21 protein-coding genes are annotated in these 19,013 nt (G+C 71.5%); 7 read left to right on the forward strand and 14 right to left on the reverse strand.

What is annotated here, in order from left to right; translation table 11 throughout:
- Positions 1–5: 5 nt before the first annotated feature.
- Together QOM21_RS05520 and QOM21_RS05525 are read left to right on the forward strand one after the other, a co-directional pair.
- Positions 6–239 (forward strand): hypothetical protein, encoded by a 234-nt coding sequence (locus QOM21_RS05520; protein ID WP_407548599.1) that lies wholly within the window; start codon positions 6–8, stop codon positions 237–239.
- Between the two features lie 135 nt (positions 240–374).
- Entirely contained in the window at positions 375–950 is a 576-nt protein-coding gene (locus QOM21_RS05525; protein ID WP_407548600.1) for a hypothetical protein, read from the forward strand.
- Positions 951–986: 36 nt separating this feature from the next.
- Here QOM21_RS05525 and QOM21_RS05530 read toward each other — a convergent pair whose 3' ends face one another.
- Together QOM21_RS05530 and ilvD are read right to left on the reverse strand one after the other, a co-directional pair.
- Complete coding sequence (locus QOM21_RS05530; RefSeq protein WP_407548601.1) at positions 987–1,391, reverse strand: DUF1330 domain-containing protein; 405 nt, start codon at positions 1,389–1,391, stop codon at positions 987–989.
- A gap of 71 nt (positions 1,392–1,462) precedes the next feature.
- Positions 1,463–3,130, reverse strand: a complete 1,668-nt coding sequence (gene ilvD / locus QOM21_RS05535; protein ID WP_407548602.1) for a dihydroxy-acid dehydratase — start codon at positions 3,128–3,130, stop codon at positions 1,463–1,465.
- A gap of 306 nt (positions 3,131–3,436) precedes the next feature.
- Here ilvD and mtnP point away from each other — a divergent pair, with 306 nt between their 5' ends.
- On the forward strand, positions 3,437–4,348 hold the full coding sequence (gene mtnP, locus QOM21_RS05540; protein ID WP_407548603.1) for an S-methyl-5'-thioadenosine phosphorylase: 912 nt from the start codon (positions 3,437–3,439) through the stop codon (positions 4,346–4,348).
- 87 nt (positions 4,349–4,435) lie between these two features.
- Here mtnP and QOM21_RS05545 read toward each other — a convergent pair whose 3' ends face one another.
- From QOM21_RS05545 to QOM21_RS05555, 3 genes are all read right to left on the reverse strand, one after another.
- Positions 4,436–5,020, reverse strand: a complete 585-nt coding sequence (locus QOM21_RS05545; RefSeq protein ID WP_407548604.1) for an adenine phosphoribosyltransferase — start codon at positions 5,018–5,020, stop codon at positions 4,436–4,438.
- A gap of 65 nt (positions 5,021–5,085) precedes the next feature.
- Entirely contained in the window at positions 5,086–5,865 is a 780-nt protein-coding gene (locus QOM21_RS05550; RefSeq protein ID WP_407548605.1) for an SDR family NAD(P)-dependent oxidoreductase, read from the reverse strand.
- Positions 5,862–7,259, reverse strand: coding sequence for a cation:proton antiporter (locus tag QOM21_RS05555; protein WP_407548606.1), 1,398 nt, complete (start codon positions 7,257–7,259; stop codon positions 5,862–5,864). The genes QOM21_RS05550 and QOM21_RS05555 overlap by 4 nt, the downstream gene beginning before the upstream one ends.
- A gap of 308 nt (positions 7,260–7,567) precedes the next feature.
- Here QOM21_RS05555 and QOM21_RS05560 point away from each other — a divergent pair, with 308 nt between their 5' ends.
- Genes QOM21_RS05560 through QOM21_RS05570 form a run of 3 tightly spaced genes read left to right on the forward strand, consistent with a single transcriptional unit; the run spans position 7,568 to position 9,838 of the window.
- The gene (locus QOM21_RS05560) at positions 7,568–8,410 is read left to right on the forward strand and encodes a YmdB family metallophosphoesterase (protein WP_407548607.1); all 843 of its coding nucleotides are present in this window, start codon (positions 7,568–7,570) and stop codon (positions 8,408–8,410) included.
- Entirely contained in the window at positions 8,407–9,264 is an 858-nt protein-coding gene (locus tag QOM21_RS05565) for a cyclase family protein (RefSeq protein WP_407548608.1), read from the forward strand. Before QOM21_RS05560 ends, QOM21_RS05565 begins: the two co-directional genes overlap by 4 nt.
- A gap of 34 nt (positions 9,265–9,298) precedes the next feature.
- On the forward strand, positions 9,299–9,838 hold the full coding sequence (locus tag QOM21_RS05570) for a hypothetical protein (protein ID WP_407548609.1): 540 nt from the start codon (positions 9,299–9,301) through the stop codon (positions 9,836–9,838).
- Between the two features lie 93 nt (positions 9,839–9,931).
- Here the strand turns inward: QOM21_RS05570 and QOM21_RS05575 are convergent, their stop codons facing one another.
- From QOM21_RS05575 to QOM21_RS05590, 4 genes are all read right to left on the reverse strand, one after another.
- Entirely contained in the window at positions 9,932–10,399 is a 468-nt protein-coding gene (locus QOM21_RS05575; RefSeq protein ID WP_407548610.1) for a TetR family transcriptional regulator, read from the reverse strand.
- A 43-nt stretch (positions 10,400–10,442) separates the two neighbouring features.
- The gene (locus tag QOM21_RS05580; protein ID WP_407548611.1) at positions 10,443–10,685 is read right to left on the reverse strand and encodes a hypothetical protein; all 243 of its coding nucleotides are present in this window, start codon (positions 10,683–10,685) and stop codon (positions 10,443–10,445) included.
- Between the two features lie 55 nt (positions 10,686–10,740).
- Entirely contained in the window at positions 10,741–12,174 is a 1,434-nt protein-coding gene (locus QOM21_RS05585; RefSeq protein WP_407548612.1) for an MFS transporter, read from the reverse strand.
- Between the two features lie 136 nt (positions 12,175–12,310).
- Entirely contained in the window at positions 12,311–13,159 is an 849-nt protein-coding gene (locus tag QOM21_RS05590; protein ID WP_407548613.1) for an alpha/beta fold hydrolase, read from the reverse strand.
- A 65-nt stretch (positions 13,160–13,224) separates the two neighbouring features.
- Here QOM21_RS05590 and QOM21_RS05595 point away from each other — a divergent pair, with 65 nt between their 5' ends.
- Positions 13,225–13,938, forward strand: a complete 714-nt coding sequence (locus QOM21_RS05595; RefSeq protein ID WP_407548614.1) for a CGNR zinc finger domain-containing protein — start codon at positions 13,225–13,227, stop codon at positions 13,936–13,938.
- Here the strand turns inward: QOM21_RS05595 and QOM21_RS05600 are convergent.
- The 5 genes from QOM21_RS05600 to leuC form a co-directional block, all read right to left on the reverse strand.
- Positions 13,889–14,533 (reverse strand): TetR family transcriptional regulator, encoded by a 645-nt coding sequence (locus QOM21_RS05600; protein ID WP_407548615.1) that lies wholly within the window; start codon positions 14,531–14,533, stop codon positions 13,889–13,891. The two genes, QOM21_RS05595 and QOM21_RS05600, sit on opposite strands and share 50 nt — an antisense overlap.
- A 210-nt stretch (positions 14,534–14,743) precedes the next feature.
- Positions 14,744–15,154: a RidA family protein gene (locus QOM21_RS05605; RefSeq protein ID WP_407548616.1), complete on the reverse strand. Its 411-nt coding sequence runs from the start codon at positions 15,152–15,154 to the stop codon at positions 14,744–14,746.
- A gap of 110 nt (positions 15,155–15,264) precedes the next feature.
- A complete protein-coding gene (locus QOM21_RS05610) occupies positions 15,265–16,242 on the reverse strand; it encodes an aminotransferase class IV (RefSeq protein ID WP_407548617.1) in 978 nt (325 codons plus the stop codon).
- Between the two features lie 18 nt (positions 16,243–16,260).
- Positions 16,261–17,352, reverse strand: a complete 1,092-nt coding sequence (leuB, locus tag QOM21_RS05615) for a 3-isopropylmalate dehydrogenase (RefSeq protein ID WP_407548618.1) — start codon at positions 17,350–17,352, stop codon at positions 16,261–16,263.
- A complete protein-coding gene (gene leuC / locus QOM21_RS05620; protein WP_407548619.1) occupies positions 17,349–18,752 on the reverse strand; it encodes a 3-isopropylmalate dehydratase large subunit in 1,404 nt (467 codons plus the stop codon). Before leuC ends, leuB begins: the two co-directional genes overlap by 4 nt.
- Positions 18,753–19,013: the final 261 nt, after the last annotated feature.

The following is a 19,013-nucleotide window of genomic DNA, read 5'->3' on the forward strand; positions in this document are numbered from 1 at the left end:
CGCCGATGGACCGCCACGATCTGCGTGCCGCACTGCGTGCGGCGGGTGTGGCCGACGGCTACTACCGCATCGAGGGGGTCCATGAACCCGGCCCCACGCCCCCCGACTTCCTGTTCCTGCGGAGCACAGGGGACGGGGCGTGGGAGACCGGGGCCTACGAACGCGGCGTGTACCAGACCATTTCGCGCCACCCGAGCGAAGAGGCGGCGTGCGCACACCTCTGGCAGCTGCTGAGGTGACCGAGCCCCACTGAGTCTCCGATCGAACCGCTGAGAGACCCAACTGCGCCTCACTACAGTCATCCTGGGAACGACATCGACGGTGTGCGTGGATGAGCGGCGTGCCACCGCTGTGCGAGGTAGGGAGGCGCGGCCATGAAGCCGAGGAACTGGCTGTGGCGCTGGCGGAGCAACCCGGTCAAGCGACCGTCCGACGTCCTGGAGTCGGCGGTGCTGCTCGTCGCCCTGGTGCTCGTATGCCTCGGCGGACCCGCGGTCGCCGTCATGGCGGGCCGCGCTGCCCAGGGCACCTTCCGAGAACAGCGTCAAGAGCGTTACCCGGCTACCGCTGTCCTGGTCGACGACGCGCCCGACCGAACGTCGCCCGCCTACAGCAGCGGCGGTGACGACAAGGTGCGCGCCCCCATCCGCTGGCGCGATGCGCAGAACACGGTCCACCGAGGAAGCACCCAGGTCGAGCCGGGCCGTCCGTCGGGGTCGAAAGTCCCTGTCTGGCTGGACGGCCGCGGCCGGCTCACCCATCAGCCGCTCGACCCGGCCGGCGGTACTGCCGCGGCAACGCTGGTCGGCGGCCTGGCGGCGGGAGGTTGGTGCGCCGCGGTGTCCCTCGTCACCTACGGGTTACGGCGGTTACTGAAATACCGGCGCGCCCGGCAATGGGACGAGGAATGGGCCGACGTCGCCGCACGCTGGGGACACAAGAGCATCTGACGTTCGCGGCCTGCCCAACTGCCCCGGCGCTCCCGGTCAGCGGCCCGGCTCTGCCGGGCCCGCGCCCCACACCAGCGAGGCGGCGTCCGATGTCGGCTGCAGCACCGCCTCCGTCACCGCCGAGGTGCGCAGATGCGTACCCCGCTGGTAGTCCTCGTCGCGGACCATCTCGGAGAAGGCGCGGCGCGACGGATAGGACACCAGCAGGACCGCGTCCCACTCCTGGCCCGGCTCCGCGACGACCGGGGAGGCGCCGAGCCCGTAGTAGAGAATCGTGCCGCCCACCCGCTCGGCGTGCGGGCGGAAGTGCCGGAGGTAGTCGGCATAGCCCTCCTTCCCGCCTCCCGGCGCGAAGCGGAGAAGGTTCAGCATCACCACCGGAGTATCGGGGTTCTCCAGGAGGAATTGCTTCAGGCTCTTTCCCGTGGGGTCCACCGCCATGGCGCACACTCTCCCATCTGTCGTCATCGATCTCGTCGGGGTCGTCAAGGTCGTCAAGGGCTTCGCCGGCGTCAGGCGCGCTGCGGCAATGTCACCGCCCCCACCGAAGCGCAGGACACCAACGCCCGGTACTTCCCCAGCACGCCCGCCTCGTAACGCGGAGGCGGTGGGGTCCAGGCGGCGAGTCGGTCCGCCAGTTCGGACGGAGACAGGGCCACCGACAGCTCACGCCGCTCCAGGTCGATCGTCACGCGGTCGCCGTCCTGCAGCGCTGCCAGCGGTCCGCCGGCGGCCGCCTCCGGCGCCACATGACCGGCCATCAGCCCCCGCGACGCTCCCGAGAAGCGGCCGTCGGTCACCAGGCCGACGTGCGGGCCCAGGCCACGGCCCACCAGCGCCGCCGTCACGCCCAGCATCTCCCGCATGCCCGGACCGCCGCGCGGGCCCTCGTACCGAATGACCACGACATCGCCCCGGCGGATGCGACCGGCCTGCACCGCCGCCATCGCGTCCTCCTCGCGGTCGAAGACCACCGCGGGTCCCGTGAGCCGCGGCGTCACCGCGGCAGATGCCTTCACCACCGACCCCAGAGGCGCGAGATTGCCCTTGAGGACCAGCAGTCCGCCGGTCGGGCTCAGAGCGCGCTCGGCCGGCACGACGACCCGCTGTCCGGGCGTCTCCCGGGCCTGGTGCACTTCCTCGGTCACCGTCCGCCCCGTCACCGTCAGAGCGTCACCGCTCAGCAGTCCGGCCTCGTCCAGGACGCGGCCCACCAGCCGGGTGCCCCCCGCACGGTCCAGGTCCACCGCCGTGAAACGCCCGCTGGGGCGCAGGTCGGCGATGACCGGGGTGCGGGAGCTGATCGCGTCGAAGTCCGTCAGGTCCAGCGGGATCCCGGCCTCGTGGGCGATGGCCAGCAGGTGGAGAACCAGGTTGGTGGAGCCGCCCGTTGCCGTTCCCGCGGTGATCGCGTTGCGGAACGCGTCCGGGGAGAGGATCTTCTCGGGGGTCAGTCCCTGCTCGACCAGCCGCATGGCCAGCGCGCCCGCGCTCTCGCAGACCGCCGTCCGCCGCGGGTCGGTGGCGGGCGAATCCATCGAACCGAACGGGCTCAGCCCCAGGAACTCCAGCGCCATCGCCATCGTGTTGGCCGTGTAGTGGCCCGCGCAGGCACCCGCGCCGGGGCAGGCGGCACGTTCCAGTTCCCCGAGCCCGGCGTCGTCCAGGTCTCCTGCCGCGTTGCGCCCGACGGCCTCGAAGACGTCCTGGAGCGTGACCTCGGAGCCGCGGAAGTTGCCCGGCTGCATCGTGCCGGAGTACAGGACCAGCCCCGGAAGGCCGAGGCGGACATGGGCCAGCGCGGCCGCCGGGAGGGTCTTGTCGCAGCCCGCGATGGTGACCAGGCCGTCCAGCGCATGCCCGCGGCCCACGAGTTCGATGGAGTCGGCAATCACTTCACGGCTGACCAGGGACGTGCGCATCCCCTCCGTCCCCATCGTGATCACATCGGAGATCGCGATGGTGTTGATCTCCATCGGCGTACCGCCCGCGTCGCGGATGCCCCGCATCACGGACTCCGCCAGACGACGGTGGTTCAAGTTGCACGGCATGGTGCCGATCCAGCTGTGGGCCACGCCGATCATCGGCCGGGACAGGTCCTCGCTCGACAGCCCGGTCGCGCGCAACGCCGCACGCGCCGGAGCACGGTCACGGCCACTCAGAAACGGATTTGCTGGCATCGCCCCTCCGGGACTTTCCGCGGGTGACTGGAAAACGGGCCTGCTCGCCCATCGATTCCCTTTTTTTGCGTCTTCCTTTCGATGGAGGATAGGAATGCCGCGCGAAGGCGGACAGCGCGGAAACGAGAATGTGGCGGATGCCGGGACGTTGGCCCCGGATCCCTACCACCTTCGTGGCAGTGCGGTACGCCGTGCGGCACAGCGGGTTGCACCGGCCGTGAATTACGCACGGTCCGGGGCGCCGGTAGCGTCCGAGGGGGAAAGTCATGTGTCGCTACCGCGGCGAATCTGAAGGGAGTGTGCGGCATGGCAGCCGAATGGCACGAGGACGCTGTCCAGGTGGGAATCATCGGCGGCAGCGGGTTGTACGACCTGGAGGCGCTGACCGATGTGCGCGAAGTCAGGGTGACGACTCCGTACGGCGATCCCAGCGATGCGCTGGTGGTCGGCTCGCTGGGCGGGATTCGGGTGGCGTTCTTGCCACGGCACGGTCGCCGGCACCAGATCGTGCCCACGAATGTGCCGGCGCGCGCGAACATCTATGCGCTCAAGAGCCTGGGTGTGCGCCAGCTGATCAGCGTCAGCGCGGTGGGCAGCCTGCGCGAGGACTTCCGGCCCGGCGATCTGGTGACGCCTGATCAGATCGTGGACCGTACCCGCAACCGCAACGGCACGACCTTCTTCGACGAGAACCTCGTCGTGCATGTGCCGTTCGGGGAGCCGTTCTGCGGCCGGCTGCGCGAGCTGCTGGGCTCGGCGGCGCGGCACGCCACGGACACGGCCGTCCACGCCGCCGGTACGTACTGCTGCATGGAGGGGCCGCAGTTCTCCACGCGGGCCGAATCCGAGCTCTACCGGTCCTGGGGGCTGGACATCATCGGGATGACGGCGGTGCCGGAGGCCAAGCTCGCCCGCGAGGCGGAGCTCTGCTACGCCGGGCTCGCGCTGGTGACGGACTACGACTGCTGGCGCGCCGATTCCGAGGACGTCAGCGCGAGCGCGGTGACGGAGGTGATGCGGCGCAACAGTGCGGCTGCCAAGGCAAGCATGGCCACGCTGCTGGCATCGCTGGATCCCGAGCCGAAGTGCGGCTGCCAGGACGCGCTGGCGACCTCGGTGATCACTCCGCTGGATGCCGTTTCGGAGACGACCCGGGACCGTAACAGGCTGCTGGTGGGCAGGTACTTCGCGGCGCAGGAGCCGAAGCCCGCGGCGTAGGGAGCGAATGAGGGCCCGGCTCCGCATCTCGCGGAGCCGGGCCCCTTCGTGTACCGGCCGTACGTCCCGGATCAGGGGATCGGACTGTCAGCCGTCGGTCGTCAGAAGGGAGAAGACCCGGGCCGGGGCCAATCGGGCAGCGCCGTTCAGACCGCCGATACCGGCGGCGACGGCGTAGCCGGCTATCTCCCCTCCGCCGTCGGTGACGAGCGCGCCTGCCGCCGCGAACGTGCCGCCGGTGGCGAGGACATCGTCGACCACCAGGACGCGGGCGCCCGGTGCGAGGGCGTCGCGCTGGATCTCCAGGGTCGCGGTTCCGTACTCCAGCTCGTACTCGGCACGGTGTACCGGGCCGGGGAGCTTGCCTTTCTTGCGGGCGAGGACGAGCGGGCGGTCCGCGGCGGCAGCCACGGCGGTGCCGAGGATGAAGCCGCGGGCCTCGATCGCAAGTACCCGGTCGAACTCGCCGGCGAAGACCTCGGTGAAGGCCGCGGCCAGCCGCCGTACGAGTGCCGGGTCCCCGAAGACCGGGGTGAGGTCCTGAAACCGGATCCCGGGCTCGGGGAAGTCGGGGAAGACACGGATCTGTTGCCGTACGGCCGCGCGGAGGGCGGCCGCGCCGGACGGGTCGGTCGGCGTGATTTCGGGGGGCATCGTGGGCTGGGGTGTCATCTCTCCTGCTCTCGTGGTGGGGTGACCGCCCTGTGGCCGAACTGCCGGGCGGTGCGGTTTTCGGGTCACTGGGCCAGATAGCCGCCGTCGACCGGGAGGATCGCGCCGGTGATGAAGGAGGCGTCGTCCGAGGCGAGGAAGCAGATCGCGGCGGCGACCTCACCCGGCTCGCCGATCCGGCCGAGCGGATGGCGCCGGGCGATGTCGGCGAGGTACTCGGCACCGCCCGGCTCCTCGGGGAGCCGTCGCACGCGGTCGGTCCTGATGGTGCCGGGCGCAACGGCGTTGACGCGGATGCCGTGCGCGGCCCACTCCACCGCCAGGTGGAGCGTCAGCCCGGAGGCGACGAACTTGGCCGGACCGTAGGTGCTCTGCGACTCCTGGCCCGCGAGTCCGGAGATGGAGGACAGACAGACGATGGAGCCGCCGCGGTTCGGCAGCATCGCCTCGATCGCGTACTTGCAGGACAGGAACATGCCGCGGCCGTCGACGGCCATGACGTGATCCCAGTCCTGCGGGGTGGCCTCGGTGATTCTCTGCAGGGGCAGGACTCCGGCGTTGGCGACCAGGACGTCCAGACGTCCGTAAGCCTCCATGGCCGCGTCGGTCATCCGGTAGGCGGCACCGGGGTCGGAGACATCGCCCGTGACGGTGCGGACGTCGGTGCCCGTGGCGGTCAGCTCGGCGGCGAGCTTGTCGAGCGCCTCGCCGTCGACGTCACCGAGCACGAGGCGGGCGCCTTCCGCGGCGAAGCGCTCGGCCGTGGCCCGGCCGATGCCCTGGGCACCGCCGGTGATCAGACAGGTCTTGCCGCTGAGGCGGGCGGCTGTCGGTGGCGCTGTCATGGAACCTCCTGGGGTATCGAGGCCGTAGCCGTACGGTCCGGCTGCGGTGCGGTGAGCGGACCGGGCGGCCTGGTGGCGGCCGGCCCGGAGGCAGGTGCGTCGCGGCGGCAGGAGCGGTCCAGCCAGAAGCCGGCCAGCTGGCAGGTCACGATCGACATCAGGACCAGTGCGGCGAAGAAGTGGGCGTTGATGATGCCGGCGCCGTAGGTGACGCTCGCCAGCAGGACTCCGGGCGTTCCGCGGGCGTTGAGCGCGACCGCGAGGCGGGTGGACACGCCGCGCCCCTCCCCCGCCAGCCTTCCGGCCAGCCAGACGCTGCCGCCCTTCACGACGCACGCCATGGCGAGGAACCAGGCGAAGAACAGCGGGTCGAGCTGGTTGGCCAGGTCCAGGCGGAGGCCGACGAGCGCGAAGTAGACCGGGACGAAGAACGCCAGGGAGAAGTGCCTGATCGCCTCCCACGCGTGCAGGGCCCGGCCTTCCGCCTGCAGATCGCCGCTGCCGGAGTCACTGCGGGCGGCGCAGATCCCGGCCATCAGCGCGCCGAAGACGGTATTGATGCCCAGGACCGCGCACACGGCGACGCCGGCGAAGAGGGCGGACAGGCGGAAGGCGGTGGGGCTCTGGCGCTCCACCGGATTCCAGCGACGGCTCGCCAGCCAACGGAAGAACCGCGGCCCCCAGGCCATGCAGACGGTGAAGAACAGCAGGGTGACGGCGATGTAGTACGCCATGGTCGCGAGCGGCGCATCGGAGCCGATCGCGGCCCACACGCCGACGGCGTCATCGGACCGGACGGCGGCGAGACCGAGCACGACGGACAGGGCGATGTAGAGGACGGCGTCCTCGGCGACGGCAACCATGAGGACGATGCGGGCGAACGGGGTGCCCTGAATGCCGAGGTCCATGATGATCCGGGAGATCACCGGGATCGCGGCGACCGCGGTGGCGATGCCGAAGACGAGGGCGAGGGACAGGGCGGTGCCGTTGGGCCCCGCGAAGTCGCGGTGGCCGACCAGGCGTACGACGAGGACGCCGGCCATGAACGGCAGGACGAGTCCCGCGGCAGCGATGACGGCGGCGGTACGGCGCTCCTTCGCGCCCGCGCGGACGCGAAGCTCGACGCCGGCAAGGAACATCAGCAGGAGCAGGCCGATCTGGTTCACGGTGTCCAGTCCGGTGGCGACCGGTCCCGTGGTGGGGAACAGCCGCGCGGTGAAGTGCGGTGCGAGGGCACCCAGGACGGTCGGCCCGAGCAGCAGACCGCCCACGATCTCGCCGATCACCGGTGGCTGCCGGAACCGGGCGAACAGCCGGCCCACGGCATGCGCGGTGACGACGAGAACCAGAAGAGCGATCAGCAAATGGGCGACATCGGCTGTTGACAGCGACATACGACCTCCGGAATTCATTCACTGCTGGACATGAATGTCCGGAAGCGTAATGACGGGAGGCGTCTTTCCGTATCGACGTAAAGGCCGCAGGCATATGGCCTTTGGGAGTGCCCGGCTACCGCGAAATTCGCGTACCGATGTAGCGGATTCATCGGGCGGCCGAGCGCATGCGCCCGTGTTGACGGCACCTAGGTCGCAGGAATCGTACGACGCGTGGTCGATGCCGCCGGGCAGCGCGGGCCGAAAGACTCGGTGCGCACGCGCTGTGCTTGTCATGTGCCCGAATTCGACCGGATGAGGAGTAGCCCATGATCGTCCTTTTCTGCGGAGACGTCGTCGGAGAACGCGCCGGCGAGCGGCTGGCGGAGAGCCTGCCCGAGCTGCGCCGAAGGCACCGGGTCGACCTGGTGGTGGTGAATGCGGAGAACTGTGCGCCCAACGGCCTCGGTATGGGCGCCAAACAGGTCGACCAATTGCTGGAGGCCGGCACCGATGTCATCACCGGCGGCAATCACTCCTGGGACAGCGAGGAGTCCGTCGCGCTGCTGGACCTCCCCGAGGTGATCCGGCCGGCCAATCTCGCGCCCGGGGTGCCGGGCCGGGGGGTGCTGCATGCCGAGGCTGCCGGCGAAACGCTGACGGTGGTCAATCTGGCCGATCACTGCGCCATGAAGTCCGTCAAGGCCACCGCGGGCAAGTTCCTTCCCGCGTATGACGGCTGGCGAGCCGCGGACAAGCGGGGTGCCGTGCTGGTCGACTACCACGGTGATCATGTGCTGGAGAAGCAGATCTTCGCGCATGCGGTGGACGGCGAGGCCGCCGCCGTACTCGGCAGCCACACCCATGAGGCCACCGGGCCGTTGCATCTGCTGCCCGGTGGCACCGCGTTCGTCACCGAGGTCGGCATGACCGGCCCCGGCGACGGAGTTCAGGGGTTTGCGCCCACGAACCTCGTCTCGGGGCTGCGTGGGACGGGGAATCCCTTCTCCGGCGAGATGCCGTCAGTGAGCCTGGGCCCGCTCGTGCTGGGCGCCGTGGTCCTGGAGATCCGTGACGGACGCACCGAACGCCTGGAGCGGGTCTCCTGGCCCGAGGACGAAGCGGCCCACGCTCCTCCCGCGAAGCCCGTCGGACGGGGAGCAAAGATATGACGTTGCATCAGGTGCCGGCTTCCGCACCGGCTCACCCCGCGCCCCAAGGGCGCGAAGTGCTCGATCTCTCCCTGTCGTTGGCGGAGGACCTGCCCTGCCACTGGCCTGCCCATCAGCCCTTTCAGCACAAGGTCTGGAGCTGGTTCGCCACCCGGAGCAACGGGGCCCAGACGACGTACAACCGCAGCGGCGCCCCCTACTCCACGCGCTGGATGGCGATCGACGAGCACACGGGAACCCACTTCGACGCCCCCAGCCACTTCGTCCCTCCCCCGGACTCCGGCCTGCCCGACGCAGGCCCCGCCGGTGAGATCACCGCCGAACGGGTGCCGGTCAGCCGGCTGATGGGGCCCGCGGCCGTGGTGGACGTGACGGAACTCGCGGCCACCGACGGCCAGGGCGAAGGCGGGGTCAGTCCGTTCATCACCGCGGACCATCTCCTCGCGTGGGAGCGCCGGTACGGACGGCTCGCCCCCGGCGAGGTGGTGCTGCTGCACACCGGCTGGGACACGCGGTACCGGCGCGGCCCCGAAGGCGATGCGTATCTCCACGACGTGATCGTGACCGGGCGTGCGCCCGGGTGGCCAGCGCCCGCTGTGTCCGCCATGGAGTTGCTGCTGGAGCGCGGCGTGGGGTGCGTCGGCATCGACGCGCCGTCGATGGGCGCCGCTCACGACGGCGTCCCGGTCCATGTCCTCGGGCTGAGCGCCGGCGCGGTGTACGTGGAGTGCCTGACCGGACTGGCCCGACTACCGGCGCGCGGAGCGTGGTTCTGCTTTCTGCCGCTGAAGGTCGAGGGCGGTACGGGCGCGCCCGGACGCGCGGTGGCGTTCCTGCCGCCCGCGGCCGGCTGAAGGTCATCAACAGGAATCCTGAAGGAGTGTCACCATGCGTTCCACCATGCGCCGTTCCGTCCGGCTGTCCGGTGCGCTGTTGCTCGCCGTGTCCGGCAGCACGCTGGCCGCACCGCAGGCGCAGGCCGCCGGTGCGGCCGAGCCGCGCGTCCTCACCTGTTCGGGCACCATGGCGGAGACGTTCTCGCCGGGGCTCACCGTCAAGAAGCGGCCCACCAAGGTCGTTGCGCACAGCGAGCTGTCCTGCACGGGCGGGGCGGTCACCTCGGTCACCTTCTCCTCCAGCTACACCGTGGAGGCCAGCTGTGTGTCCAATCAGGTGATCACCGTGGGCTCGCCGAAGTTCCGCTGGAACACCGGCGGAAACTCCACGGCCACCTTCACCTACGCCGTCGGGCGCCCGGCGGGGCAGACGGTCGCGGCCGGCGTGGGACAGGTGACCGAGGGCCGGTTCGCGGGCTACGCCGCGACCCGCGTGCTCGCCGCACCGTCCCCCGATGCCCTCAAGTGCCTGGGCGAGGGCATTCCGTCGGCCAAGGGAGTCGACCATGTGACGCTGGTGGCCCAGCCGTAGACGTACCACCTGGCAGCGGATGCGGCGTGCCGGACAGGGCTCTTCGGAGTCCCTTCCCCGGCACGCCGCATCCGTGTGTGTCCACGCCCACGGTCACACGGTCCGCGGCCCGGCCCAGAAGGCGTCCAGCGGTTGCGGGGTCGCGGCCGCGATGAGCTGACGGGCCGTGGCATGGGCCCGGTCCGCGGCGTTGTCGACGGTGCCGACGGTGTACTGGGCGATGACGCCTTCGTACAACAACAGGAGCTGATCGGCCAGCAGATCGGGGTCGGGGGTGCCGGTGGCCTCCGCGAGTTCCCGGACCTGATCGCGCAGGGCCCGCTTCTGGCGGGCGACGACCCTGCGGCCCGGGTGCTCGGGAGCGGCGAGTTCGACCTGGGCGTGGACGAATGCGCAGCTGCGGAAGCCGGACGGGGAGGTGTCCCACTCCTTCAGTGCGTCGAAGACGGCGAGGAGCCGGGCGCGCGGGTCCTCGCCGGCGTCGTCGATGCAGTCGTCGAGGACGAGCCGCCAGCGGGTCTGCCGGCCGTCGAGATAGGCGAGGAAGGCGACGGTATCCATGGGTTCTCCCTTTGGAGGGCCGGCCGGTGCGCCGGCCGGCGAGTCAGATCGCGCGGCGCGACCGGCCGCGCACGGGCTGCATGGGTGCGGTGCGGAGCGTCCGGGCTTCCGGACGGGCCGGCGCCGCCGGCTCCGCCGGTGTGTGTACCGGGGTCTGCGGATCGGGCGTGCGGCGTGCGGAGCGGCGCACGGGCAGCGGGGCGCCATGGCGGATGGCATGGCCCGCGTTGATTCCGTAGGCCACGTCCTGGACGAGCCGTAGCAGGGAGCGGAGAAGTGCCTTCATGAGCGTCGGTTCCTTTCCGGTGTTGAGCCGGCGGGCCCGAGGAGGCAACCGGCTGTCAGTCGCGGGGCAGCATCAGTCGTGCCAGCAGGGTGGTTGCGCACAGCAGAGCGGCAGCGAGGGCAAGGCTGAGGTGGAGGCCGCCGACGGAGAAGCCACCGTCGGCAGGTCGGGCGAGCAGGGTGCCGAAGAGGGCGACGGCCAGGGCGCCGCCGGTCTGCCGCATGGCGTTGAGCAGTCCGGAGGCGGTGCCTGCGCGGTGGCCCGGCACGCTGTCCATAAGCAGGGCGGTCAGCGCGGGCACCGTCACCGCGCTGATCCCGAACGGCAGCAGGAGCACCAGGACGAGCCAGGCGGGCGTGCCGGGACCGAGCACCAGCAGCGCCGCCATGGCCAGGGCGAGCAGGGCTTGGCCCCAGACGATGACGGGGCGGCGCCCGTAGCGGTCGGCGAGCCGCGGCGAGAGGATGTTGACGGCGGTGATCACAGCGGCGGTGGGCACGAACATCAGCCCGGCGACGGTGCCGGACATGCCGCGCAGTTGCTGGTAGTAGAGGCCGAGCAGGAAAATCGTGCCGTAGTAGGCGGCGTTGACGGCGAAGCCGACGGTGAGGGTGACGACGACCTCGCGCTGCCGGAGCATCTCCAACGGCACCATCGGCGCGGAGTGCCGGGCCTCGGCGGTGCGGAAGGCCAGGGCCGCGGCCAGGGCGACGCCGAGCGCGATGCCGGACTGCCAGGTCAGGCGCCCCGCATGGCCGCCCTCGATGACCGCGTAGGCCAGGGCGGCGAGGGCGAGCACGGCGGAAGCCTGGCCTGCCGGGTCGAAGGGGACATGGCGGCGTGCCGAGGCAGGGACCCGGGTGAGGAGGGCGAGGATGAGCGCGCCGACGGGGAGGTTGAGGAGGAAGACGGCGCGCCATCCTGCCGTTTCCGTGAGGACACCGCCGAGTACGGGGCCGATGGCCATGGCGAGCGAGCCGCCGACCGACCAGAGGGCGATCGCGCGGGCCCGGCGGCCGGGGTCGTCGTAGGTCTGCCGGATGAGGGCGAGAGAGGCGGGCATGACGACGGCGGCCGCGCTGCCCTGGACGACACGGGCGGCGATCAGGGTGCCGATGCCGGGCGCGAGGGCACAGGCGACGGAGGCGACGGTGAAGAAGGCGACTCCGATGGCGTAGGCGCGGCGAGCCCCGGAGCGGTCGGCGAAGGAACCGGCGGAGAGCATCAGGGCGGCGAACATCAAGGTGTAGGCGTCGACGACCCACTGCAGGTCTGCCATGCCGCCGTGCAGGGTCGAACGGATCGCGGGGAGCGCGATGTTGACGCCGGAGACGTCGACGGTGATGACGAGGAAGCCGAGGAGCCCGGCGAGGAGGGCGAAGGCCGGAGGCGCGTCGGCCGCTTTCCGCGGCCCTGGTAAGGGGGCGGACGCGTCACCGGCGGCGGGCGGGGAGCCCGGCGCGGGTATGGGTGGGGTGGGGGCCGACATGGCGAATCCTCCAGGCAGTGGCGGGAGAGGACGACGAGGCGGGCGCGTTGCGGGGTGCGGGTTCGCGGGCCGGGTGGGGACGGAGGGCGGATGCGTCGGCGCGCCTGCGGATCGGCGCGCCGGCCCGGGGAGGCGTTCAGTCGCGCTCCCGCCCGAAGAACTCCACCAGCGCCTTGGCCGTCTCCTCGGGCTGGTCCTCGGCGAGGAAGTGGCCGGCACCGGGGATGTCGGCGCGTTCGGCACCGGGGATGGCGGCGGCGAGCTGGTCGCCCGTGGCGGTCGGCAGCCACTGGTCCTCGGCGCCCCACAGGACGAGGGTGGGCACGGTGACATCGCCCAGCCGGTCCACGGCTTCGCGCGTGTCCTCGAAGCTGACGGCGCAGACCTGGTCGATCCAGCGCTGCTGCCCTTCGGGCCCCGCCCAGGGCGCCCGGTAGGCCGCCGCGGCGTCGTCGGACATCGGTCGGTGCGCCGCGGTGTGGAAACGGGCGGCGACGATGTCGTCGAAGATCTGTGCCGGCATCGTGCGGTATGCCTCGGCGTAGGTCTGCTGGTGTTCGGTGAACGGGGTGTTCCAGGGGCCGAGGACGGCGGCATCGAGAAGGGCGATGTGGGAGGCCGGCACCCCGTCGAGGAGGTGGGCGCGCATGACGATGCCGCCACCGATGTCGTGTCCGACGAGCGCGGGCGCGGTGAGGCCCCAGTGGTCGACGAGCTCGGCGAGGGTGCCGGCCTGCTGGGCGATGGAGGGGGTGGCTCCGGGAGCGATGCGGGAGGCGCCGAAGCCGAGGAGGTCCCATACGTAGACGGTGTGCTGGCGGGCCAGGGCGGGGACGGTGTTCCGCCAGAGGTACGAGGAGGCAGGGGTGCCGTGGACGAGGACGACGGGCGGGCCGTCGCCGAAGACGCCGGTGGCGGCCTCGCCCGCGGCGACCGGTACGCGCTGGTGGAGCTTCCACGGGGTGGGCTGGGCATGCGTGCTCATGCCGATCCCTCCAGACCTAAGGGGTATAGTTGGTGTTCTCCGATTACCTTAGCATGGAGTAAGGCTTGAAGATTCCTTTTTCCGATTACGCACTGGGGGCCGGTGTCGCGACCGACCTGGTCAACACGTCCGCCCTGGTCCGCAGAAGCACGGGCGAAATGCTCGTGGACCCCACCGCGCTCGACCGCTTCCTGAGCGAGTTCGAGATCCCCGTGGACACCGCGGCCCCCGGCCGCAGGCTGACCCCGGAGGATCTGGATCAGGTGCTCGCGCTGCGCGACGAGCTGCGCGAGCTGCTGGAGTCCGACAGCGAGGACCGGGTGGCAGAGGGCGCGAATGCGCTGGTCAGACGGTCAGGATTGGGTACGTCCCTCGAACGGGACCCGGAAGGGCTCTGGCAGTGGTACGTCAGCACCACTGCGGGGGCCTCCCTCGCCCAGGAGCTGGCCGCCATGATCGGTACCGGCCTGCTGGGTGTGCTGCGGACGCTCAACCACGACCGCATCCGCCACTGCGCCTCGCCGGTGTGCGACGGGATGTTCGTCGACACCAGCAAGGCGGGGCGGCGTCGGTACTGCATGCCCGACCTGTGCGGGAACCGCCTCAACGTCGCCAAGCACCGCGCCCGCCGGCTCGCGGCCTCGGATTCGGCCTCGGGTTCGGGTTCGGGTTCGGGTTCGGCCGGAACGGCAGAGGGCGGCGGGACCGGACGGGCGGCGGGGCGTCGCGCTACGTCGGGCCCGGCCGATCCGCCGGACGCGGCGGACCTCCGAGACTGAGCCCCGGGGTGCTCCCCGGGGACACGATGGCACCCAGGAGAGCCCACCAGGCCCGGGTGAGCTGAACCGCGGCCACGGTGCCGGCACAGGCGCAGACCGCCTGGAGCGCGGCGGTCTCCGCCGCCGCGACGAGGCTGACCGCCAGCACGGTCACCGTCGCCGGGTCCACCCCTGCCTGCAGCGTGCCCTCGCGGTCGGCGCGCGTGCTCACCGCGTGCAGGCTCGGCAGCCATGCCGTGTACCAGCCGTCCCGCTCCCCCGCCTCGCCGCCGAGCCGGCTGGCCGCCCGCACGAGGTCGTCCTCGCCGAGCAGACGCACCAGTGCATGGGTGATGTCGACGACCGCCTGCAGCGCGCAGGTCGCGTCCGCGGCGCTGCGTGCCACGGCCTCGCGGGTGACCCGGTGGCCCTGCGCGCAGACCTCGTCGGCCAGTGCCCGTTTCGATGCGAAGTGAAAGGTGATCGATCCCATCGTCACCCCCGCCGTCCGCGTGATGTGGGTGAGGGTGGTGGCGGCGTAGCCCCGCCGGGCGAACTCCGCCGCGCCCGCCTGCAGGACACGCCGGCGGGTCCGTTCGGCTCGTTGCTGGGTCACCAAGTGCCCTTCTTCCTCGGCTGCCTGCCCCGCCCCGGCGCCGGTTCGCCGCAAGCGGCGCACAGAGCAGTCGGGCGGGCTCGGCCCTACGCTCCGTACGCCGCTCGTCGGCAGCTCCGTACGCGCATGACCGCCGGGTCGGTGCAAGTGCGTACATCGGGTGGTGTCGTTCTTCGGGGCCTTCGGCCCTGCCGCGAAGCGGCCGTCGGTTCAGCGGCCGCCCTCCGGCAGGATCGCGTCGGCCTCGATCTCCACCAGCAGAGCGGGGTTGGCCAGCGCCGAGATGCCGACGAAGGTGGCGGCGGGGCGCGCCTCCCCGAACACCGCGGCATGCGCACGGGCCACGGTGTCGAAGTCCGCGATATCGGTGAGGTAGACACGGGTGCGGACGACGTCGCCGACATCGCCGCCGGCCTCCTTCAGCGCCGCGGCGATACGGTTCAGCACCTCGGCGGCCTGCTTGCCCGCGTCGTCGCCGCCGACCGGGCCGTCGGGACCCGAGGCCGTCGTACCGGAGACGGAGACGAACGGGCCGACGCGTACGGCTCGAGAGAAGCCGACGAGGGACTCGAACGGCGAGCCGGAGCTGAAGAGCTGACGCTCATTGGTGGTGCTGGTCATGGGAGTTCCTCCAAAACGGTGCGGGTTCAGCAGTGGATCGGGATGTGCGGTGGGTCGGGGCGTGTGGTGGGTTGGGCATGGGGTGATCCGGTGGTGTCGGCGCCCTCCGCTCAGGACGTGACCGCCGCCGGGTGGTCCGGCACGGCTGCCGGTATCGGCGTCCGCCACTCCGGATGGGGCGCGTGGCCCGTCACCGTCGCCCGGAACGCCGCCGCGATCGCGTCGAACACCGGGCGTTCCCGGGCGTACGGGCGGCCTTCCAGCGACGCGACCGGGACCAGTTCGCTGGCGGTCCCGGTGAGGAACACCTCCTGTGCCGCACGCATGTCGGAAACCTCCACCGGCCCCTCCGTCACCTCCAGACCCAGGTCGCGGGCGAGGGTCAGCACGGTGTCCCGGGTGATGCCGGCAAGCAGGCTGTCGGTGAGCCAGGGGGTGCGCAGCCGCCCATCGGTGACGAGGAAGACGTTGGAGACGGTGGCCTCGGCGATCCGGCCGGTGACGCAGTCGAGCTGCAGTGCGTCATCGAAGCCGGCGGTCAGCGCCGCGGTCTTGGCCAGGGCCGAGGTGACATACGTGCCGACGGCCTTGGCGCGCGGCGGGAAGGTCTCCGGCGAGGGGCGACGCCATGGCGAGACGGTGAGCCGCACGCCCGGCACCGGGGCGTCCGCCGAGGTACGCCCGTCACCGGAAGGCGGCGCCTGCACCGGCCAGACCTCGATGCCCAGGGTGAAGGGCACCGTGGACAGGTCGATGCTCAGGATCGGGTCCGCGGCGAAGAGTCCGGGGCGCACGTAGGCGTCGGCGAAGCCGCTCCCGGCCGCCGCGCGCAGCGTCGCCTCGCGCAGCCGGAGCAGGTCGTGGTCGTGGTGGATGCCGAGCAGGCGGGCCGAGTTCAGCAGCCGGAGCAGATGGTCGTCGAGGCGGAAGAGCGCCGGCCCTTCCGGTGTGGCGTAGCAGCGGATTCCTTCGAAGACGGCGGTGCCGTGCTGGACGCTGCTGCTGCCGAAGGGGATGCCGCGTCCGGGCGCGGTGCGCTGTGCGCCGGGTCCGTCCCAGTAGGTGTAGGCCGAGGTGGGCGGGTTCATCTCGTACGCTCGCCTCCTTCACAGGGCCGCGAGCACGGCGCGGGTGGTGTCGTCGGTGGTGGCGGTGCCGCCGAGGTCGGGGGTGCGCAGTCCTGCGTCCAGGGCGCGTTCGACGGCGGTCTCGACCGCGTCGGCGGCTTCCGGCCGCCCCAGTCCGTGACGGAGCATCAGGGCGACGGACAGGACGGTGCCGAGGGGGCTGGCGTGGCCGCGGCCCGCGATGTCGGGGGCGGAGCCGTGTACGGGTTCGAAGAGCCCGCCGCGGACGCCGCCGGCGGGGTCGGGTGCGCCGGGCAGGGAGGCGCTGGGCAGCAGTCCCAGGGAGCCGGCGATGGCTGCGGTCTCGTCGCTGAGGATGTCGCCGAACATGTTCTCGGTAAGGACGACGTCGAAGGATGCGGGGTCGGTGACCAGGCGCATCGCGGCGGTGTCGACGAGGAGGTGGCCGAGGGCCAGCTGCGGGTACTCACGCGCGGCGACGCGGGTGACCGTGTCGCGCCACAGCCGGGAGGTGTCCAGGACATTCGCCTTGTCGACGGAGGTGACACGGGCGCGGCGGCCGGTTCGGGAGGCGAGTTCGCAGGCGACACGGGTGACGCGCTCGATCTCGGCGACGGTGTAGGTGCAGGTGTCGTACGCCTCGTCGGCGGCGCGGGCGCGCGGACCGAAGTAGAGACCTCCGGTGAGCTCGCGGACCACGATCAGGTCGACACCCTTGGTCCGCTCCGGCTTGAGGGGGCCCGCATCGCCGAGGGCCGGAAAGGGCCGCACGGGACGCAGGTTGGCATACAGGCCGAGGGCCTTGCGCAGTTCGAGGACGCCCTGTTCGGGTCGGGGCGCCTCGGGGTCGTCGTTCTGGGTCCCGGTGCCGACGGCCCCGAGCAGGACGGCGTCCGCCCGGGCGCAGGCCGCGAGCGTCTTCCGGGGCAGCGGCTGTCCCGTACGGTCGATGGCGGCGGCGCCGATGGGGTGCTCGTCCACCTCGAAGTCCCCCACCGCGTGCAGGACTTGCAGGGCGGAGGCGACGACCTCGGGTCCGATGCCGTCGCCGGGGAGGGCGACGATACGCGGCCGTGCGACGGCCGCCGGCGGTGCGCTGGGCGTGGTCACAGATCCTCCGGGGAGGCGAGGCGGCCAAGGACTGCGGTGGCCGCGGCGACGGGCGGGGAGACCAGATGGGTGCGGGCGCGGTCGCCCTGGCGGCCCTCGAAGTTGCGGTTGGAGGTGGAGGCACTGCGCTGGGCCGCCTGGAGGCGGTCGGGGTTGACGCCGATGCACATCGAGCAGCCGGCCGAGCGCCATTCGGCACCGGCGTCGCGGAAGACCTTGTCCAGTCCCTCGGCCTCTGCGTCCAGGCGTACGCGGGTCGAGCCGGGGACGACGAGAGCCCGCACGCCGGGGGCGACGCGGCGGCCGCGCAGGACCTCGGCGGCGGCCCGCAGGTCTTCGATCCGGCCGTTGGTGCAGGAGCCGACGAAGACGGTGTCGACGGGGATGGACCGCAGCGGGGTGCCGGGGGCGAGGTCCATATAGACCTGGGCGGCGCGCGCCGCCTCGCGTTCGCCCCTGTCGGCGAAGGCGTCCGGGTCGGGGACGGTGCCGTTGAGCGGTCCGCCCTGGCCGGGGTTGGTGCCCCAAGTGACGTAGGGGCTCAGCTCCGTGGCGTCGAGGGTGATCTCCTTGTCGAAGGCCGCGTCGCCGTCGGTGGCGAGGGTGCGCCAGTGGGCGACGGCGGCATCCCAGGCGCCGCCCTTGGGCGCGTGGGGGCGGCCCTTGAGGTAGGCGACGGTGGTGTCGTCGGGGGCGATCAGACCGGCCCTCGCACCCGCTTCGATGGACATGTTGCACACGGTCATCCGGGCTTCCATCGACAGGCCGCGGACGGCCTCGCCACGGTATTCGATGACGTATCCCTGACCGCCGCCGGTGCCGATGCGGGCGATGACGGCGAGGATGAGGTCCTTGGCGGTGACGCCCGCGGGCAGGGTGCCTTCGATGGTGACGGCCATCGTGCGAAACGGCGGCGTGGCCAGCGTCTGGGTGGCCAGGACGTGTTCGACCTCGCTGGTGCCGATGCCGAAGGCCAGGGCGCCGAGTGCGCCATGGGTGCTGGTGTGACTGTCGCCGCAGACGATGGTCATGCCGGGCTGGGTGAGGCCCAGTTGGGGTCCGATGACGTGGACGATGCCCTGGTCCTCGTGGTCGAGGTCGAAGAGCTCCACGCCGAACTCCGCGCAGTTCTCACGCAGGGCGTCGACCTGGGCGCGGGAGACGGGGTCGGCGATGGTGCGGCGTCCGGCGGTCAGCTCGGTGGGGACGTTGTGGTCCGCGGTGGCGACGGTCAGGTCGGGGCGGCGCACGCCGCGGCCCGCGGTACGCAGCCCGTCGAAGGCCTGCGGACTGGTCATCTCGTGCATGAGATGCAGATCGATGTAGATCAGGTCGGGCAGATTCTCGGCCCGGTCGACGGTATGTTCCTGCCATATCTTCTCCGCCAATGTAAGACCCATGGCCGTGGACGGTACCGCTCGGCATTCCCCCTTTTGAAGGCGAATCGGCGGCGAATTCCATTCGGGGCACATGAGCGCAGCGCGCCTACGACGAAAGTCACATGCCACTTCCGCCCGACCGGCTCCGGAAATTCAACCAAGGTCGGGCGCGGTGACCGTGGCGCCGGGGTAACACTCGGGACGTGACTTATTCTCCCGGAAATAATGCATCGGACCGTATACCGGCCCCCGAATCGCCCCGCGCCACCGACCGTACGCAGC

This window comes from Streptomyces sp. Pv4-95, assembly GCF_045782725.1.
Classification (GTDB): Bacteria; Actinomycetota; Actinomycetes; order Streptomycetales; family Streptomycetaceae; genus Streptomyces.

Bases quoted from the DNA above. Each gene is read 5' to 3' on its own strand.
- QOM21_RS05525 (WP_407548600.1), top strand. From the start codon at position 375: ATGAAGCCGAGGAACTGGCTGTGGCGCTGGCGGAGCAACCCGGTCAAG.
- QOM21_RS05570 (WP_407548609.1), top strand. From the start codon at position 9,299: ATGCGTTCCACCATGCGCCGTTCCGTCCGGCTGTCCGGTGCGCTGTTG.
- QOM21_RS05605 (WP_407548616.1), bottom strand. From the start codon at position 15,154: ATGACCAGCACCACCAATGAGCGTCAGCTCTTCAGCTCCGGCTCGCCG.
- QOM21_RS05550 (WP_407548605.1), bottom strand. From the start codon at position 5,865: ATGACAGCGCCACCGACAGCCGCCCGCCTCAGCGGCAAGACCTGTCTG.
- ilvD (WP_407548602.1), bottom strand. From the start codon at position 3,130: ATGCCAGCAAATCCGTTTCTGAGTGGCCGTGACCGTGCTCCGGCGCGT.
- mtnP (WP_407548603.1), top strand. From the start codon at position 3,437: ATGGCAGCCGAATGGCACGAGGACGCTGTCCAGGTGGGAATCATCGGC.
- leuC (WP_407548619.1), bottom strand. From the start codon at position 18,752: ATGGGTCTTACATTGGCGGAGAAGATATGGCAGGAACATACCGTCGAC.
- QOM21_RS05575 (WP_407548610.1), bottom strand. From the start codon at position 10,399: ATGGATACCGTCGCCTTCCTCGCCTATCTCGACGGCCGGCAGACCCGC.
- QOM21_RS05545 (WP_407548604.1), bottom strand. From the start codon at position 5,020: ATGACACCCCAGCCCACGATGCCCCCCGAAATCACGCCGACCGACCCG.
- QOM21_RS05520 (WP_407548599.1), top strand. From the start codon at position 6: ATGGACCGCCACGATCTGCGTGCCGCACTGCGTGCGGCGGGTGTGGCC.
- QOM21_RS05555 (WP_407548606.1), bottom strand. From the start codon at position 7,259: ATGTCGCTGTCAACAGCCGATGTCGCCCATTTGCTGATCGCTCTTCTG.
- QOM21_RS05530 (WP_407548601.1), bottom strand. From the start codon at position 1,391: ATGGCGGTGGACCCCACGGGAAAGAGCCTGAAGCAATTCCTCCTGGAG.
- QOM21_RS05565 (WP_407548608.1), top strand. From the start codon at position 8,407: ATGACGTTGCATCAGGTGCCGGCTTCCGCACCGGCTCACCCCGCGCCC.
- QOM21_RS05590 (WP_407548613.1), bottom strand. From the start codon at position 13,159: ATGAGCACGCATGCCCAGCCCACCCCGTGGAAGCTCCACCAGCGCGTA.
- QOM21_RS05610 (WP_407548617.1), bottom strand. From the start codon at position 16,242: ATGAACCCGCCCACCTCGGCCTACACCTACTGGGACGGACCCGGCGCA.
- QOM21_RS05580 (WP_407548611.1), bottom strand. From the start codon at position 10,685: ATGAAGGCACTTCTCCGCTCCCTGCTACGGCTCGTCCAGGACGTGGCC.
- QOM21_RS05585 (WP_407548612.1), bottom strand. From the start codon at position 12,174: ATGTCGGCCCCCACCCCACCCATACCCGCGCCGGGCTCCCCGCCCGCC.
- QOM21_RS05560 (WP_407548607.1), top strand. From the start codon at position 7,568: ATGATCGTCCTTTTCTGCGGAGACGTCGTCGGAGAACGCGCCGGCGAG.